The sequence below is a fragment of the Cyanobium sp. FACHB-13342 genome, assembly GCF_014697415.1.
Lineage (GTDB): Bacteria > Cyanobacteriota > Cyanobacteriia > PCC-6307 > Cyanobiaceae > Cyanobium_A.
The window spans coordinates 145,290-160,442 of sequence record NZ_JACJRT010000009.1 but is presented as its reverse complement, the minus strand read 5'-3'; the positions used below and the strand labels follow the sequence as shown (position 1 = coordinate 160,442).

Genomic DNA, 15,153 nt, shown 5'->3' with positions numbered 1-15,153 from the left:
GTCGCTGCAGGTCGTCACGCCACAGCGTGCTGGAGCCCGAGGGGCTGGATCTCAATGACCTGGATCCCAATGACCTGGCCGCGTCAGCCAAACGCTAGGCCCAGGCAGGGCAGGGCTGGGCCAGGCCTGGGGCCCATAGGATGGGGTGATGACACAGCTCCGACAGCAGCGTGCCTGATTCGGTGCTGGATCCGGGGGCGATTTTTCCCTTCCCGCTCGACGACTTCCAGCTGGAAGCGATCGACGCCCTCAACCAGGGCCACTCGGTGGTGGTGAGTGCCCCCACGGGCTCCGGTAAAACCCTGGTGGGGGAGTACGCCATCTACCGCGCCCTGGCCCATGGCCAGAAGGTGTTCTACACCACGCCCCTGAAGGCCCTTTCCAACCAGAAACTGCGCGATTTCCGCCACCAGTTCGGCGCCGACAAGGTGGGCTTGCTCACCGGCGATCTGAGCCTCAACCGGGAGGCCCAGGTGGTGGTGATGACCACCGAGATCTTCCGCAACATGCTCTACGCGGAAGCCGATTCAGGCGATGACCCCCTCGAGGGCGTGGAAGCGGTGGTGCTGGACGAGTGCCACTACATGAACGACTCCCAGCGGGGCACCGTGTGGGAGGAATCGATCATCCATTGCCCGCCGCCCATCCAGCTGGTGGCCCTATCGGCCACGGTGGCCAATGCCGGTCAGCTCACCGATTGGATCGAGCGGGTGCATGGCCCCACCCGGCTGGTGTTCAGCGACTACCGGCCGGTGCCCCTGGCCTTCAGCTTCTGCAGTGCCAAGGGCCTGCACCCCCTGCTCAACGACGAGGGCACGGGGCTGCACCCCAATTGCAAGGTGTGGCGCGCCCCCAAGGGCAGCCACCGCAAGGGCCCGAAAACGCCCAAGCCCCCCCAACCCGAAGCGCCGCCGCTCGGTTTTGTGGTGGCCCAGATGGCGGAGCGCGACATGCTGCCCGCCATCTATTTCATCTTCAGTCGCCGCGGCTGTGACAAGGGGGTCAAGGAGCTGGGCAAGGCCACCCTGGTCACGCCGGCGGAGCAGGCCCGCATCAAGGCCAGGCTCGATGCCTTCGTGGCGACCACCCCCGAGGCCGTGCGGGAGGGTGGCCACGCCGAGGCCCTGCTGCGGGGCATCGCGGCGCACCACGCCGGTGTGCTGCCGGCCTGGAAGGAGCTGATCGAGGAGCTGTTCCAGCAGGGGTTGATCAAGGTGGTGTTCGCCACCGAAACCCTGGCCGCCGGCATCAACATGCCGGCCCGCACCACGGTGATCTCGGCCCTCTCCAAACGCACCGAGCGGGGCCACCGGGCCTTGATGGGCAGTGAATTCCTGCAGATGGCCGGCCGGGCCGGCCGCCGTGGGCTCGATTCCCAGGGCTATGTGGTGACGGTGCAGAGCCGCTTTGAGGGCGTGCGCGAGGCGGGCCAGCTGGCCACGGCCCCCGCCGATCCCTTGGTGAGCCAGTTCACCCCCAGCTACGGCATGGTGCTCAACCTGCTGCAGCGCTACGACCTGGCCAAGGCCAAGGAGCTGGTGGAGCGCAGCTTTGGCCGCTACCTGGCCACCCTGGATCTGGCCGAGGACGAGGCCCGCATCGCCCAGCTGATGCAGCAGCTCGAGAGCCTGGAGGACGGCTCCGGCGAGGTGCCCTGGGACGACTTTGAGGACTACGAGAAACAGCGGGGCCACCTGCGCGAGGAGCGCCGCATCCTGCGGATCCTGCAGCAGCAGGCCGAGGAAACCCTCGCCCACGAGCTCACCCTCGCCCTGCAGTTCGCCAGTGAGGGCACCTTGGTGAGCCTCAAGGCCCCCCAGCTGCGCGGTCGGGTGACGCCGGCGGTGATCGTCGAGAAGGTCAAGGGGCCAGGCCAGTTCCCCCTGCTCAAGTGCCTCACCGACGACAACGTGTGGCTGTTGCTGCCCTGCGGTGCCGTGGTGGCCCTCCATGCCGAGCTCAGCTGCCTGCAGGTGAGCCAGGTGGACGCGCCCGAGCTGCGCCATGCCGGCGAGCTGCGCCACGGTGACCAGGCCAGTGGTGGCCTGGCCCTGGCGGTGGCCTCCATGGCCAGCCGGCATGACATGGTCACTCCCCAGTACGACCTGGCCGGCGAGGTGCAGGCCCATGCCCGGCTGGTGCACGAGCTGGAGGAGCAGCTGGAGTTGCATCCGGCCCACCGCTGGGGCGACCGGCGCCAGCTCAAGAAGCACCGCCGGCGCATGGAGGAACTGCAGCTGGAGATCGACGAGCGCCAGCGGCTGCTGCACTTCCGCTCCAACCGCCACTGGGACACCTTCCTGGCCCTGATCGAGGTGCTGCGCTTCTTTGGGGCGCTGGCGGGGGCCGATGGCCTGGAGCCCACCGAGGTGGGCCGTACCGTGGCGGCCCTGCGCGGCGACAACGAGCTGTGGCTGGGGTTGGCCCTGATGAGCGGCCATCTCGATGAGCTCGATCCGCCCCAGTTGGCGGCCGTGTTTGAGGCCATCTCCACCGAGGTGAATCGGCCCGATCTGTGGTGCGGCTTTCCGCCGCCCCCCGCCGCCGAGGAGGCCCTGCACGATCTGCGCGGGCTGCGCCGCGAGCTGGAGCGCCAGCAGGAGCACGCCAAGGTGACCTTCCCGCTCTGGTGGGAGCCAGAGCTCACCGGCCTGGTGCACGCCTGGGCGAAGGGGGCCAGCTGGAGCGACGTGATTGCCAACACCTCTCTCGATGAGGGCGATGTGGTGCGGATCCTGCGCCGCACCGTCGACCTGCTGGCCCAGGTGCCCTACTGCGAGGCGATCAGCGAGCAGCTGCGCACCAAGGCCCGCGCCGCCCTCAAGGCGATCAACCGCTTCCCGGTGTGCGAGATCGAGGATCTGCTGGCCAGCGGAAACGGTCAGCTGGATCCGGCGATCGAGCGCCCGATGCCGTGATCAATCCCGCCCGGATTCGCATCATTGCCATCGGCAAGGTGCGCAAGGGCTGGGTGAGCGAAGGGGTGGCGCTTTATCTCAAGCGGTTGCCGGGGCTTGAAGTGTTGGAGCTCCGCGATGGTGGCATGGCCCGCGAGGCCGAAGCGATCACCGCTGCCCTGCGGCCGGAGGAGCAGCTGGTGGTGCTCACCGAGGAAGGCCAGAGTTTTGATTCAGTGGCCTTTGCCCAGCGGCTTGAGGGCTCAGGTTCCGTGCGCCTGGCCTTGGTGATCGGCGGCGCTGATGGGATTGATCCAGCCCTCAAGGCCCGTGCCAGCTGGCGCCTCAGCCTTTCACCGATGACCTTTCCCCACGATCTCGCCCGCCTGCTGCTGCTTGAGCAGCTCTACCGGGCCCTCACGATTCAACAGGGCGGGCCTTATCACAAGTGAAGCGTCCTTGATCCTGTACAGAACGCACGGAATCAAGAACGGTGTTCGGGTGGCTTCGTTGGTTTGGGAGGGCGCCTCTCGGTTGACGCCCTCGCTCACAGCTCGTGCGTCGCTGCCTGCTCAGATCCCCAGCCGCTGCCAGATCACGCCCAGGTTCTCCTGGTGCAGGTCGGTGGAGAAGCACTCGGCCAGTTGCTCGGCGTTGAGGCGGCTGGTCACCTCGGTGTCGGCCTCGAGGTTGGCGCGGAAGTTGCCCCCCTCGGTGTTCCAGGCGGTGTGGGCGTTGCGCTGCACGATCCGGTAGGCGTCTTCGCGGTTGATGCCGCTCCCCACCAGGGCCAGCAGCACCCGCTGGCTGAACACCACGCCGCCGTAGACGTTCATGTTGCGGCCCATGTTGGCGGGGTAGACCCCCAGGCCCTTCACCACGTCCGTCATCTCCCGCAGCATGAAGTGCAGGGTGACGGAGCAGTCGGGCAGCATCATGCGCTCCACGGAGCTGTGGCTGATGTCGCGCTCGTGCCACAGGGCGCAGTTCTCCAGGGCCGCCACCACGTAGCTGCGCAGCACCCGGGCCAGGCCGCCGATGCGTTCGCTGCGGATCGGGTTGCGCTTGTGGGGCATGGCCGAGCTGCCCTTCTGTCCCTTGGCGAAGTTCTCCTCCACCTCGAGCACGTCGGTGCGCTGCAGGTTGCGGATCTCGGTGGAGAACCGCTCCAGGGCGGCGCCCACCAGGGCCAGGGTCTGGATGTATTCGGCGTGGCGATCGCGGGAGATCACCTGGGTGCTGGCCGTATCCGGCTCCAGTCCGAGCTTGGCGCAGGCGATCGCCTCCACCTGGGGATCGGTGTTGGCGTAGGTGCCCATCGCCCCGGAAATCTGGCCCACGCTCACCACCGTTTCGAGGCGCTCGAGGCGCTCCTGGTTGCGCACCACCTCCGCCAGCCAGCCGGCCACCTTGAACCCGAAGGTGATCGGTTCGCCGTGGATGGCATGGGAGCGGCCGATCATCACGGTGCCCTTGTGGGCGCGCGCCAGCTCCCGCAGGGCATCGGCCAGCTTGTCGAGCTCCGTGCGCAGCAGCTGCACCGAGGCCTTCATCTGCAGGGCCACGCCGGTGTCGAGCACATCCGAGCTGGTCATGCCTACGTGGATGTAGCGGCCCGCATCGCCCACGTGCTCATTCACGTTGGTGAGGAAGGCGATCACGTCGTGCCGCACCTCGGCCTCGATCTCGAGGATGCGCTCCACGCTGAAGGAGGCCTTCTCCTTGATGGTGGCCACGGCTTCGGCTGGCACCCGGCCCAGCTCGCAGTTGGCCTCCGTGGCCGCGATCTCCACATCCAGCCAGCTCTGGAACTTCGCTTCCTCGCTCCAGATGGCGCCCATCTCGGGCAGGGTGTAACGCTCGATCAAGGCCGCGCCTGGCTCACATCCAGACCAATGTATGGGGGCGCCCCCTGGAGTCTGGTCAGGCCGCCGTGGTGAGCTGGCGGTGGGAGACTTCCCAATGCACCAGTTGGCCCCAGGCCTGCTGCCGCACCCAGCAGCGGCCCCCGCGGCACTGGATCAGCTGGAAGGGCGGCAGGTCAGGTGGTTGGTTGCGCAGTTTGACAAAACTGCCGGGGTAGAGCAGCTCCAGCACGTTGTTGGCCATGGCCGCTGCAGATCGTTGGGGACCATCCTCTGACGGGTTTTGGTGGGAGTGCCCCGTTGCTTGGAATGTGTTCCGTTTGCGTTGTGGTTTGATCACAAAAGCGCGAGTGCCATGGCCCGCAAGCAACGTCTGGATCTGGAGCTCGTGGCCCGCGGCTTGGCCGTCAGCCGTCAGCAGGCCCAGCAGCTCATTCGCGCCGGACGGGTGCGCCTGGGTGACCGGGTGCTCGACAAACCCGGCACGGAGGTGCTGCCGGAGGCGGAGCTCCAGGTGCAGCGGCCCCCCCGATTCGTCTCCCGCGGCGGTGAGAAGCTGCTGATGGCCCTCGACACCTTCCCCCTGACGGTGTCCGGGCGCGTCTGCCTGGATGGGGGCATCTCCACCGGCGGCTTCAGCGATTGCCTGCTCCAACACGGGGCGTCCCGCATCTACGGCATTGATGTGGGGTACGGCCAGACCGCCTGGAGCCTGCGCAGCGATCCCCGGGTGGTGTTGCGCGAGCGCACCAACCTGCGCCATCTCAGCCCCGCTGATCTCTACGGGGCCGACGACCCCTGGCCCGACCTCGCGGTGGCCGATGTGTCGTTCATTTCCCTGGCCCTGGTGCTGCCAGCCCTGCTGGGGTTGCTTCAGCCCGATGGCCAGGCGGATCTGGTGCTGCTGGTCAAGCCCCAGTTTGAGGTGGGCAAGGCCCGGGTGGGCAAGGGCGGGGTGGTGCGCGATCCCGCTGCCCATGGCGATGCCATTGCGGGCGTGATTGGGGCGGCCGCGGCCCTGGGGCTGCACGCCTGCGGGCTGGTGGCGTCGCCGATTACCGGCCCGGCGGGCAACCATGAATATCTGCTCTGGCTGCGGCGCCGGGATGTTGGATCTCAGGTTGATGAGCAGGGCGCCACGGTGAGTCCTGACCACATCAAAGCCCTGGTGGCCAGCACGCTGGCCACCAGGGCGACTCCCTCTGACCGTTGAAACCGGCTCAGATGGCTCCGCTGTCGCGGTCGCCGGTGCGGATGCGGATCACCGAGTCGATCGTGCTCACAAAGATCTTGCCGTCGCCGATCTCGCCGGTGCGGGCGGCGTCCTGAACGGCCGTGACCACGGTGTCCACTTTGTCGTCGTCAACGACGATTTCCAGTTTGAGTTTTTGGAGGAATTCCACGGTGAACTCCGAGCCGCGGTAGCGCTCCACCTGGCCCTTCTGACGGCCAAAACCGCGCACCTCGCTCACCGTCATGCCAACGATCCCCGCATTCACGAGCGCGATCTTGACGTCCTCGAGCTTGAAGGGACGAATGATGGCCTCAACTTTTTTCATGGGAACAGCTCGGGCTGAATAGACAGTCTCTCAGGAAATCCCTGCCGTTGGGAGGGAGTTGCTCCATTAGGCCCGAGCTTTGCGGGGGTCGTCGTAGCGGTTGTTACAGGCCTGATCAACCGGTGGTGCGTGGTGTTCTCCCTAGGATCGCCGCCTGGCTCTGGCCGACTTGGCCTTTCCGTTCCCATGTCCTCCAGCCCCGCCACTGCCGGCGCTTCCTCCCTCACCCAGACGCCCCTGTACGGCGAGCGGGCCATCGCCGACGCCGCGTTGATCTGCTTCGACAATCCCAGGCCCGGCCGGCCTTACGAGATCTCCATCGAACTGCCGGAATTCACCTGCAAGTGCCCCTTTTCGGGCTATCCCGACTTCGCCGTGCTGCGATTGCTGTACCAGCCCGGCCCCCGGGTGGTGGAGCTCAAGGCGATCAAGCTCTACGTGAACAGCTACCGCGACCGCGCCATCTCCCATGAGGAGGTGGCCAACCGGATCCTCGACGACCTGGTGGCGGCCACCGATCCCCAGTGGATGCAGCTGGAGGCTGATTTCCATCCCCGCGGCAACGTGCACACGGTGGTGCGGGTGAGCCATGGATCCAGATTGCCCTGTTAGAGCTGGGCCAGCAGCTGGGGGAGTTCCGCCGCAAAGCCCGTGAGGTTGCGGTTGCAGAGCCCGGCCACGTGCAGTTGGCCACCCTGGCCGGAGGGGGCCTCGGCAATGGCCCAGAGCTGGCGGGTGGCGAGCAGGCTGAGGCCGCCGCCGGCCAGGGCGATGGCGAAGCCCGCGTAGACCAGCGGCACCCCGGGGTCGCGCTTGAGCAGGATGCCGCTCGCGGGAAGCACGCTCTCCACCCGGATGGGCAGACCCTTCACCTCCACCGGTTCACCGCCGGGGGCGATCTGGCTAAGCAAGCTGCCGTCGGCGCCGTAGACATCCACGGGGCCCTGTTCACTGCCCAGGCTGAGCAGCACGGGCTCGCTGCCATCGGGGCGGGTCGGCAGCACCAGCCCCCACACCTGATCGCCCAGTTGGGGGAAGCTCTGCAAGGGCAATTGGAGCAAGGGGCTCTTGCCGAGCTGCACCGTGATCGCGGCCAGGGCCCAGTCGGCCTGGTACAGGGTCACGCCCTGGAACCGCAGGGGGTGGTTGACGCTGATCTCGGCCTGCTTCAGCAGGGCCCCGTCGCTGCCGTCCCCGTCGAGGATGCGCAGCTGGGAGGTGAATTGCTCAGGCCTTCCGGCCGGATCCCGCTGGATGGAAAAGCCATCGAGGGCCAGGGTGAGCTGGCTGCTGCCGCGGCTGTCCATCAGTTCCAGGCTGCGGCCAGGGGCCAGGTATTGCTCGGCACGCTGGCCGGCCACGGCCCCCCAGGCCGCCCCCAGCATCAGCACCACCATGCCGGCATGGACCAGCAGGGGACCGACCCGGCCCAGCACGCCCTTGCGGGCGGCAAGGCGCCCGTCCTGGAGTTGGATCTGCCAGCCCTCGTTCTGCAGCAGGGTGGCCAGGTTGTTCAGGCTCGTGCCGGGGCTCTGACTGGGCAGGCTTTCGGCCACGCTCAGCTTGCTGAGCTGGCGCGGTGAGCGGTAGTCGATCCAGCGCAGGGCGGCCTGCAGGGCCGGCCACTGGCGCCGCCAACTGCACAGCAGTAGGGCCAGGGCCAGCCAGGCCAGCAAGCCCAGAAACCAGCCACTGGAATACACGTGGTCGAGTTGCAGGGCCATCACCCCATCGCCGTTCAGCACACCCAGCCAGGGTTGGGGGTCATAGAGCCGGTGGTAGAACGCGGCCGTTTCCCGCTGGGGAATGGCGGTGCCCACGCCGCTGGCGATGGCAATCACCAGCAGCAGCACGATTGCCAGGCGCAGATCGGAGATCCAGCCCAGCAGCCTGGTGAAGCCTTTGGTGAAGCCCGTCATCGCCAATTGGCCACCAGGGTGAGGGCCCCGGTGGTGACCAACACCACGCCACTGATCGGCGGCACCCATTGGCCGATGCGGCGCAGGCTGAGCAGGCCCGGCAGGCTGGCGGCGGCGGTGCCGGCCAGCAGCAGGGGCACCACCTGGCCCGCTCCGAAGCTGGTGAGCAGCACCATGCCCACCAGGGGCTTGCCGTTCTGCGCCATCCAGGCCAGCAGAACCGCCAGCACCGGGGTGGTGCAGGGGGTGGCGGCCAGTCCGAAGGCCAGGCCCGCGGCGATCGGGGCCAGGGGGGCCGGCACCTTGCGGCGCCAGAGATCCGGATCAGGTCCGGCGGGCAGGCGCAATTTGAGCAGGCCGAGCAGGTTGAGTCCCATCAGCAGAGCCAACACCGCCACGACGGTGGGAATCAGGCCCGGAATCTGGCCATAGATGCGGCCTAGCAGCCCACTCACCAGACCCAGGAGCACCAGGGCACCGACGATGCCGGCGGCAAAGCAGAGACTGCGCTGCCAGGGGGGCTGGCTGGGCCGACTGGCGTCAGGGGCGGCACTCGCCCCAAAGCCGGCCAGATAGGCCAGGGTGACCGGCAGCAGGGACAGGGAACAGGGACCCAGGCTGGTGAGCAGCCCACCGGCGAACACCACCGCCAGTGTGGTGGGCGTGGGACTGGCCAGGGATTGCTGCAGCAGGGCTTCGCTGCTGCGGGCCCAATCGGCCAGTTGGGGCCCGAGGCTGATCATGTCCCCAGCCTATCGGGCAGCTGCGGTGCGCCGGCGTCGGGGGGTGGGGGCGAGGCCGCCAGCTTCCAGGGAGCAGCGGATCAGCAGACCGCACACCAGCAGGCTGGCCATCAGGGAGTTGCCCCCGTAGCTGATCAGCGGCAGGGGCAGGCCGGTGGTCGGCATGGAGCCACTGGCCACGGCGATGTTGAGGATCGACTGGCCCACCAGCAAGGTGGTGCAGCCGATCGCGATCAGGCGCTGTTGGTTGCTGCGGCAGCTCAGGGCCACCCGCAGGCCCACAAAGCCGAAGAGCAGGAGGAACAGGAGCAACACGACCGAGCCCACAAAGCCGAACTCCTCGGCGAACACCGCGAAGATGAAGTCGGTGCTTTGGATCGGCAGATACTGCAGCTTCTGGGTTGACAGTCCAAAGCCCTCCCCCAGAAATCCTCCTGAGCCGATGGCCATCAGGCTCTGTACCAGTTGGTACCCATCGCCCTGGGCATCGCGCCAGGGATCGAGGAACGACACCACCCGCAGGCGCTGGTATTCGTTCACCAGGATGCTGGCGGTGCCCAGCACTCCCCCCCCAGCGGCGGCCCCCAACAACAGGGGCAGGGAGAGGCCAGCGGCCAGGGCCATCAGCCAGAGCAGCAGGCCGCTGAGGGCGGCCGTGCTGAGGTTGGGCTGTTTGAGGATCAGCAGGATCAGGGCCCCAAACACACCGAGCCAGAGCAGTTTCTGGTCGGCCCCGATGCGCCGCCAATGGGCGAAGAGGGCAGCTCCCTGGAGCACCACGAATGGTTTCACGAGCTCGGAGGGCTGTACTTGGATCGGCCCAACCACCAGCCAGCGGCTGGCCCCATTCACGGTGCTGCCCATCACCAGGGTTGCGGCAATCAGCACGATGCCCACCCAGAGCCCCAGGGGTGCCAGGTGCAACCAGCGGCGCAGGCTCGTGCGCAGACCCAGCCAGAGCAGCCCCCAGCTCGCCCCCATCCAGATCAGCTGGCGTTTGAGATAGAAGGCCCCATCCCCCATTTCCCGCTCGGCCACCCACCAGCTGGCAGAGGTGAGCACCAGAAGCCCGATCACGCTCCACAGGGCCACCATGCCAAGCAGGAGGCGTGCTTCTGCGGGCCACTGGTGCCAGGGAAGGGGCAGCAATCCGGCGCCATTGGCCCCCCGGCTGGGGGGGCGCTTGTTGGCTGGGGCGCTGCTGCGGGAGGGGTCTGCGGTGCGGGCCAAAGCAGGGAGTGGGGGTGGCCTGGGCGGCACCATCCTGAGGCCCCATTGAGCCGTGTCCGGGGGGTGGTTGTCGACCCCTGCGCCGCAATCGGTGGCCAACAAAAAAGCCCGGCCGGAGCCGGGCTTGAAGGGTTTGTCGTCGCGAACGTCGCTGAACGAGTGCTCAGTTGCCGACGTTTTGCTGGCGCCGGCCCGTAGCCAATTCCACTTTGAGGATCTTGCCGCCCTGCTTCATGATTCGCTGCTGCTCAGCGAACCAGCTGTCGAACGGCACCCACTTGGTGAAGTAGGTGTTCTGAAGCTCGCGCTGGGAGCGGCTTTTCTCCGGGCAGGGGATGCAGGCCGTGATCTTGAACAGACGCATGGGAGTGATCCTCGGGGTGTGCCGATGGCAGGGATCAGTTGCCCAGGCCGGAGCAGATGTAGTCGAAGTAGACGGCCATTTCACGACCGGCATCAGGACCCACCAGGGCGGCGGTGGTTTCCTTCATGGCCTGAATCGACTGCACGGTGGCACCGATGGGCACACCCAGGGAGTTGTAGGTCTCCTTGAGGCCGTTCAGCACCCGCTCATCGAGAATCGAAGTGTCACCCGCCAGCATGGCGTAGGTGGCGTAGCGGAGGTAGTAGTCGAGGTCGCGGATGCAGGCCGCATAGCGACGGCAGGTGTACATGTTGCCGCCGGGACGGGTGATGTCCGAGTACAGCAGCGACTTGGCCACGGCTTCTTTGATGATGGCCGAACCGTTGGCGCTGATGGTGGCAGCAGCCCGCACCCGCAGCTCACCGCTGGCGAAGTACTGCTCCAGGCGGCCCATGGCTGAGCCGTCGAGATACAGGCCTTGAACGTCGGCCTGGTTGATGACGTTGGTGATGGCGTCTTGCATGAATCCTGCTGGGTGCGGAGAGGCGAAGTGCGGAGAAGCGGACGTGCTTAGGAGAGGGCGCCGACGACGTAGTCGAAGTAGAAGCCAGCCTCTTCGGCGTCAGAGCCGGTGAGCAGGCCCATGGCCGCCGACTTCATTTCACGCACGGATTCCGCCATGGCATCGAGGGGCACTCCCAGGGAGCGGTACATCTCCTTGGCGCCGATGATGCCGATCTCCTCGATGGGCGTCACGTCACCGGCAATGATCCCGTAGGTCACCAGGCGCAAGTAGTAGTCCATGTCGCGCAGGCAGGACGCGGTCATTTCCTCGCCATAGGCGCTGCCGCCAGGGGAGATGACGTCGGGGCGCCTCTGGAAGAGGGCGCCGCCCGCGGTCTTGACGATGCGCTCGCGGCTCTCGCTGAGAACCTGAGCAACGCGGAGACGACGTTGACCAGCGCCCACGAAGGACTTGATCTGGTCGAGTTCGCCAGGGCTGAGGTAGCGGGCTTCGGCGTCCGCGTTGATGATCGAGTTGGAGACGATGCTCATGCAGTTCTGCCTCGAAACAAGCGGCCGCCTTGACGGAGACCGGTATCCGGTGGGTAAGGGAGTGATCGACTCGCGCCGATCGCCCAAGCATTCTGTGGCAACGGGTCGCGCAGCCTCGGGGTGCGGTAACAGTTCTTCACGGCGTTAGCGGGCGGGAAACCCCTTGTCCCGCAATGGCTTTGGCGCCTGTTGCTGATAGAGCGCCGCCGCAGCAATTGTTCACCATTCAGTCGCGCTGATTGGCTCGCTCGTTTCACGATGCGACCCGATCTTTGCGGCCATTGTTATTTCTTTTCATCAAAAAACCTCCCGGTTGGTATCCGGGAGGTTTGCATTGCCGATGGGCTGGCTGGCGGCGGGCCTGGGGCTCAGATGGCCGCCTTGGGACCGGGGGTGAGGCCGGCGTTGCCGCCGTAGAGCTGGGCGGTTCGATTCACGGTCGCCAGTGGAATGCCATCGGCGGTGGCCAGTCCTCGGATGTAGGGCACCGTGTCCTGACCGAAGGCTTGCGCGTATTCCTGGCTGCTGAGCAGAGCATCAATCGCTGCCTGTTGGCCGCGGTTGGCTCTGGTGGCTAGGAAGACGCTGACTTCCTGGGGCTGGGCGGCCCGTCCGAGCAGGGCAAGGTAGGCCGCTGCCGCTGCCCGCAGCGGTGCCATGCGGTTGAGGCGTTGCTGGAACAGGTCGCTGCCGGCGATCTGGGTGACCAGCTCCGCCACCGTGAGCTGCTGGTTGCGGAATTGGGATTCGGCATCATTCAGCCGTTCAGCGGCGAAGGGAACCCGGTTGAGCAGTTGCTTGTACACCGTCTCGAGGGCTTCTTGAACCTGGGTTTCGGTGGTGGTGCGGCCGAGTCGGACGGGGCGTCCGACGCTTTGGCGCCGGCCGAAACCTTGGGGCCGGCCCGGTTGAATCGCCTTGGCCATGGCGGCACCGGGCTGGCTGGCGAGACCGCTGGTCTGGCCACTGCTCACGGCCGCCCGCCATTCGCCACTGATCAGGGGCCGGGTGGTGGAGGTGGAGGGAGCACCCGCCGGGGTGGAGCTCCAGAAGCCGGTTGAGGTGGCCGGGGTCTGCTTCCAGCGGCGGTTGGGCGCCGGAGCCTGGCGGACACTGCCGGGGCCTGTTGGAACGGGGGTGGTCGGCGCTGCCATGGTTTCGCCGCCGGCGATCTGGGCGCTCCAGCCCCCCATCACCACGCGCGGCCGATCAGCCAGGTTTCTGGACACCACGTCCGTCGTGGTTCGCAGGCTTTGCGGCGCTGCCACGTCGGGACGCTTTCCGGCGCTGAGGTCGGCGTAGGCCGCCGCATTGAAGGGGCGGTTCAGGCCAGGCACCTTCCGGGCATTGCGGTCTCCAGCGGTGATGAACCGCTCATAGGGCACCGTGTCTTCGCCGAAACAGTCGTTGTATTCACGGCTGGACAGCATTTTGTCGACCACGCCGTAGAAGCCAGAGCGGGCGGCGGTGTCGAAATAGGCGTCGATTTCCCAGCGGCCAAAGGTGGGACGCCCCAAGATCCTGCGGTGCATCACCTCGATGGCTTTGGTGATGTAGAGGCCGCTCCAGTAGCGGCGCCGGAACGCGGTGGAACGGGCCACCTGACGCACAAACTCGCGCAGGCTGATGTCGCCATTCTCGAGTTTGATCTCCTCCACCTTGTTGCGTTCGCCGGCGTAGCCGGCGTTGCCCAGGATCTGCACGTACACGGCGTTGATGACCGCCTGGGTGCTGGCTTCGGTTCCGCGGACGCTGGGTTGGCCGCCGCGGCGGGGCACGGAGCTGCCGCCGGTGGCGATCTGCTGCAGCCGTACCACCTTCGGACCCACCCGGCGGGGCTTGGCTTGGCGGAACTGGACGCTGTCCATCTGGCCAGGCTGGGAGAGGCCGTTGCCGATCAGGATCCGACGGCTGTCATAGCCGTAGGGCACGGGGCGGGTGGCCACCGATGCGGTACCTGAGGGGAAGATGGCGCCGTAATTGAGGGCGAGGGGATCGTTGCCGCCGCCATAGGCGTGCTGATCCGGGAAGGGCTGGCGGTAGGAGGCGTAGAGGGTGACGTACTGGGGTGCGCCTTCAAACGGGGCACTGAAACGGAACAGCTTCCGGTTGGAGCCCCAGCCGGCGCTCTCCTGGGCCTCTTCGCCCAGATCGCGCAGGTAGGGAACGGTTTCTTCCCCGAAGACGCGGGCGTATTCCAGGGTGTTGATCAGGGAATCCACCAGACCGTTGAGGCCCTGGGCGCTGACGATGTCGAAGTAGCGGGTGAACTCCTCCCGGGAGCTGATGCCCCGACCCAGGAAATGGCGGAAGGCCAGCTCCACGGCCCGGCTGTTGGAGAAGCGGCCGTAGAACTGCTGGCGGTACTCCTTGCTGTGGCCGAGGGCGCGGATGAATTCCCGCATGGAGAGTTGGCCCTGGCGCACCTGGGTGGCCTCCACCGGGCAGGGCATCTGGCTGTAGGCCTTGGCGATGTCGCGCTCAAATACCTGGCGGTAGGCGGCCCGGATCACTTCGGCCTTCTGGGCGCCGCTCAGCCGCGGACGCATGATGAAACGCTGCTTGCCATCGGCAGCCAGGGCGTAGGTGGCGGGCAGTTGCAGGCCCTGGTTCTCTGGGCTGCCGAGGCGCTGACGGGTGGAGGGGGTGGCCACCTCCAGCTCGGCGATCAGCACGTTGAAGTACTGGATCACCAGTTGGCGGGCCTGGGGATTGTCCTTGCAGAGGCCTGCCGCTGCAGCGCGCATCTCCTGAAGGGCCACGTTGGTAGCGGCTAGAGAGCAGGCCTTTTCCAGCACATCGCGAAGGCCGCGGGTGTTGACCGCCAGGATGCTCGGATCGCCGGCCACCAGGGCATAGCCCACGTAGCGGAGGAACCAGGCCATGTCGCGCAGCGACTTGCGCATCCGGTCGGTGCCGTAGCGCCCCACGGCGATCGGACTGAAGCCCGTGGGCAGCACGACGCGCACGTCCGCATCGCCACCGGCACCCTCCAGCAGCCGCGAGATCAGGTTGCCGTTGGAACTGCCCGTGCCCTGGGCAAAGGTCTGGACCGAGCGCTGGAAGGCGGCCTGGTCAGCGGCGAGGGGCGTGGCGTCGCCGCCGCCGCCGCTGGCACCGATGCTCAGGGGGGCATCGAGATAGGAGAGCGGCGTACCGCCGGAGAAGATCCGGTTGGCCGCCTTGGCCACGATGAAGTCGGCGTTTTCCGAAATGCGGCGAGCGGCTTCGAGCCGCTGCTGTCCGCTCTGGAAGAACGCGATCAGGGTGTCGAGTTCCCCGCCGTCGGGGAAGCGGTCCTGTTGCTCCGCCTGACGGACGCTGGAGAGCGGCAGGGTGTCGTAGCGCTGGGGTGAAACCCTGGTGCTGCCGCTGCTGGCGGTCACGGTCATTGACGAGAGCGAACCGGGCTGGGCCACGTTACGGCTGCCCCTCTGGGCCTTCGTCGGGCCATGAACAAATGTTTGCAGCCGCTTTGGCCGCTGGGCCGTCGAGGGGGCACCGGGTCGTGAAAAGCTCG

14 protein-coding genes are annotated in these 15,153 nt (G+C 67.0%); 4 read left to right on the top strand and 10 right to left on the bottom strand.

Annotated elements, in window-relative coordinates; all coding sequences use genetic code 11:
* The first annotated feature begins 170 nt into the window (after positions 1 to 170).
* Together H6G16_RS08890 and H6G16_RS08885 are read left to right on the top strand one after the other, a co-directional pair.
* On the top strand, positions 171 to 2,918 hold the full coding sequence (locus tag H6G16_RS08890; protein WP_190389953.1) for a DEAD/DEAH box helicase: 2,748 nt from the start codon (positions 171 to 173) through the stop codon (positions 2,916 to 2,918).
* A complete protein-coding gene (locus H6G16_RS08885; RefSeq protein ID WP_190390004.1) occupies positions 2,918 to 3,349 on the top strand; it encodes a 23S rRNA (pseudouridine(1915)-N(3))-methyltransferase RlmH in 432 nt (143 codons plus the stop codon). Before H6G16_RS08890 ends, H6G16_RS08885 begins: the two co-directional genes overlap by 1 nt.
* A 120-nt stretch (positions 3,350 to 3,469) precedes the next feature.
* On the opposite strand, the gene purB is transcribed toward H6G16_RS08885, so the two are convergent.
* Positions 3,470 to 4,765, bottom strand: coding sequence for an adenylosuccinate lyase (gene purB, locus H6G16_RS08880; protein WP_190389952.1), 1,296 nt, complete (start codon positions 4,763 to 4,765; stop codon positions 3,470 to 3,472).
* A 55-nt stretch (positions 4,766 to 4,820) separates the two neighbouring features.
* Positions 4,821 to 5,006 (bottom strand): hypothetical protein, encoded by a 186-nt coding sequence (locus H6G16_RS08875; RefSeq protein ID WP_190389951.1) that lies wholly within the window; start codon positions 5,004 to 5,006, stop codon positions 4,821 to 4,823.
* Between the two features lie 111 nt (positions 5,007 to 5,117).
* On the opposite strand from H6G16_RS08875, the gene H6G16_RS08870 reads away from it, so the two are divergent.
* A complete protein-coding gene (locus tag H6G16_RS08870; protein ID WP_190389950.1) occupies positions 5,118 to 5,975 on the top strand; it encodes a TlyA family RNA methyltransferase in 858 nt (285 codons plus the stop codon).
* A 7-nt stretch (positions 5,976 to 5,982) separates the two neighbouring features.
* Here the strand turns inward: H6G16_RS08870 and H6G16_RS08865 are convergent, their stop codons facing one another.
* Positions 5,983 to 6,321, bottom strand: coding sequence for a P-II family nitrogen regulator (locus tag H6G16_RS08865; protein ID WP_190389949.1), 339 nt, complete (start codon positions 6,319 to 6,321; stop codon positions 5,983 to 5,985).
* Between the two features lie 186 nt (positions 6,322 to 6,507).
* Here H6G16_RS08865 and queF point away from each other — a divergent pair, with 186 nt between their 5' ends.
* The gene (gene queF, locus H6G16_RS08860) at positions 6,508 to 6,933 is read left to right on the top strand and encodes a preQ(1) synthase (protein ID WP_190389948.1); all 426 of its coding nucleotides are present in this window, start codon (positions 6,508 to 6,510) and stop codon (positions 6,931 to 6,933) included.
* Here the strand turns inward: queF and H6G16_RS08855 are convergent.
* The 7 genes from H6G16_RS08855 to H6G16_RS08825 all read right to left on the bottom strand — a co-directional run bounded on the left by H6G16_RS08855 (position 6,930) and on the right by H6G16_RS08825 (position 15,025).
* A complete protein-coding gene (locus H6G16_RS08855; protein WP_190389947.1) occupies positions 6,930 to 8,240 on the bottom strand; it encodes a cytochrome c biogenesis protein ResB in 1,311 nt (436 codons plus the stop codon). The genes queF and H6G16_RS08855 overlap by 4 nt on opposite strands.
* Entirely contained in the window at positions 8,237 to 8,983 is a 747-nt protein-coding gene (locus H6G16_RS08850) for a cytochrome c biogenesis protein CcdA (RefSeq protein WP_190389946.1), read from the bottom strand. Before H6G16_RS08850 ends, H6G16_RS08855 begins: the two co-directional genes overlap by 4 nt.
* A gap of 9 nt (positions 8,984 to 8,992) precedes the next feature.
* Positions 8,993 to 10,213: an FtsW/RodA/SpoVE family cell cycle protein gene (locus H6G16_RS08845; RefSeq protein WP_242036308.1), complete on the bottom strand. Its 1,221-nt coding sequence runs from the start codon at positions 10,211 to 10,213 to the stop codon at positions 8,993 to 8,995.
* 163 nt (positions 10,214 to 10,376) lie between these two features.
* Positions 10,377 to 10,577, bottom strand: coding sequence for a phycobilisome linker polypeptide (locus H6G16_RS08840; protein WP_190389944.1), 201 nt, complete (start codon positions 10,575 to 10,577; stop codon positions 10,377 to 10,379).
* Between the two features lie 34 nt (positions 10,578 to 10,611).
* Positions 10,612 to 11,100 carry an allophycocyanin subunit beta gene (gene apcB / locus H6G16_RS08835; RefSeq protein ID WP_190389943.1) on the bottom strand — a complete coding sequence of 163 codons (489 nt, stop codon included), beginning with the start codon at positions 11,098 to 11,100 and terminating at the stop codon, positions 10,612 to 10,614.
* A 47-nt stretch (positions 11,101 to 11,147) separates the two neighbouring features.
* Complete coding sequence (locus H6G16_RS08830; RefSeq protein WP_190389942.1) at positions 11,148 to 11,633, bottom strand: allophycocyanin; 486 nt, start codon at positions 11,631 to 11,633, stop codon at positions 11,148 to 11,150.
* A gap of 368 nt (positions 11,634 to 12,001) precedes the next feature.
* Positions 12,002 to 15,025: a phycobilisome rod-core linker polypeptide gene (locus H6G16_RS08825; protein WP_190389941.1), complete on the bottom strand. Its 3,024-nt coding sequence runs from the start codon at positions 15,023 to 15,025 to the stop codon at positions 12,002 to 12,004.
* Positions 15,026 to 15,153 lie beyond the last annotated feature (128 nt).

Bases quoted from the DNA above. Each gene is read 5' to 3' on its own strand.
- H6G16_RS08875 (WP_190389951.1), bottom strand. From the start codon at position 5,006: ATGGCCAACAACGTGCTGGAGCTGCTCTACCCCGGCAGTTTTGTCAAA.
- H6G16_RS08870 (WP_190389950.1), top strand. From the start codon at position 5,118: ATGGCCCGCAAGCAACGTCTGGATCTGGAGCTCGTGGCCCGCGGCTTG.
- H6G16_RS08865 (WP_190389949.1), bottom strand. From the start codon at position 6,321: ATGAAAAAAGTTGAGGCCATCATTCGTCCCTTCAAGCTCGAGGACGTC.
- queF (WP_190389948.1), top strand. From the start codon at position 6,508: ATGTCCTCCAGCCCCGCCACTGCCGGCGCTTCCTCCCTCACCCAGACG.
- H6G16_RS08855 (WP_190389947.1), bottom strand. From the start codon at position 8,240: ATGACGGGCTTCACCAAAGGCTTCACCAGGCTGCTGGGCTGGATCTCC.
- H6G16_RS08850 (WP_190389946.1), bottom strand. From the start codon at position 8,983: ATGATCAGCCTCGGGCCCCAACTGGCCGATTGGGCCCGCAGCAGCGAA.
- H6G16_RS08840 (WP_190389944.1), bottom strand. From the start codon at position 10,577: ATGCGTCTGTTCAAGATCACGGCCTGCATCCCCTGCCCGGAGAAAAGC.
- apcB (WP_190389943.1), bottom strand. From the start codon at position 11,100: ATGCAAGACGCCATCACCAACGTCATCAACCAGGCCGACGTTCAAGGC.
- H6G16_RS08830 (WP_190389942.1), bottom strand. From the start codon at position 11,633: ATGAGCATCGTCTCCAACTCGATCATCAACGCGGACGCCGAAGCCCGC.
- H6G16_RS08825 (WP_190389941.1), bottom strand. From the start codon at position 15,025: ATGACCGTGACCGCCAGCAGCGGCAGCACCAGGGTTTCACCCCAGCGC.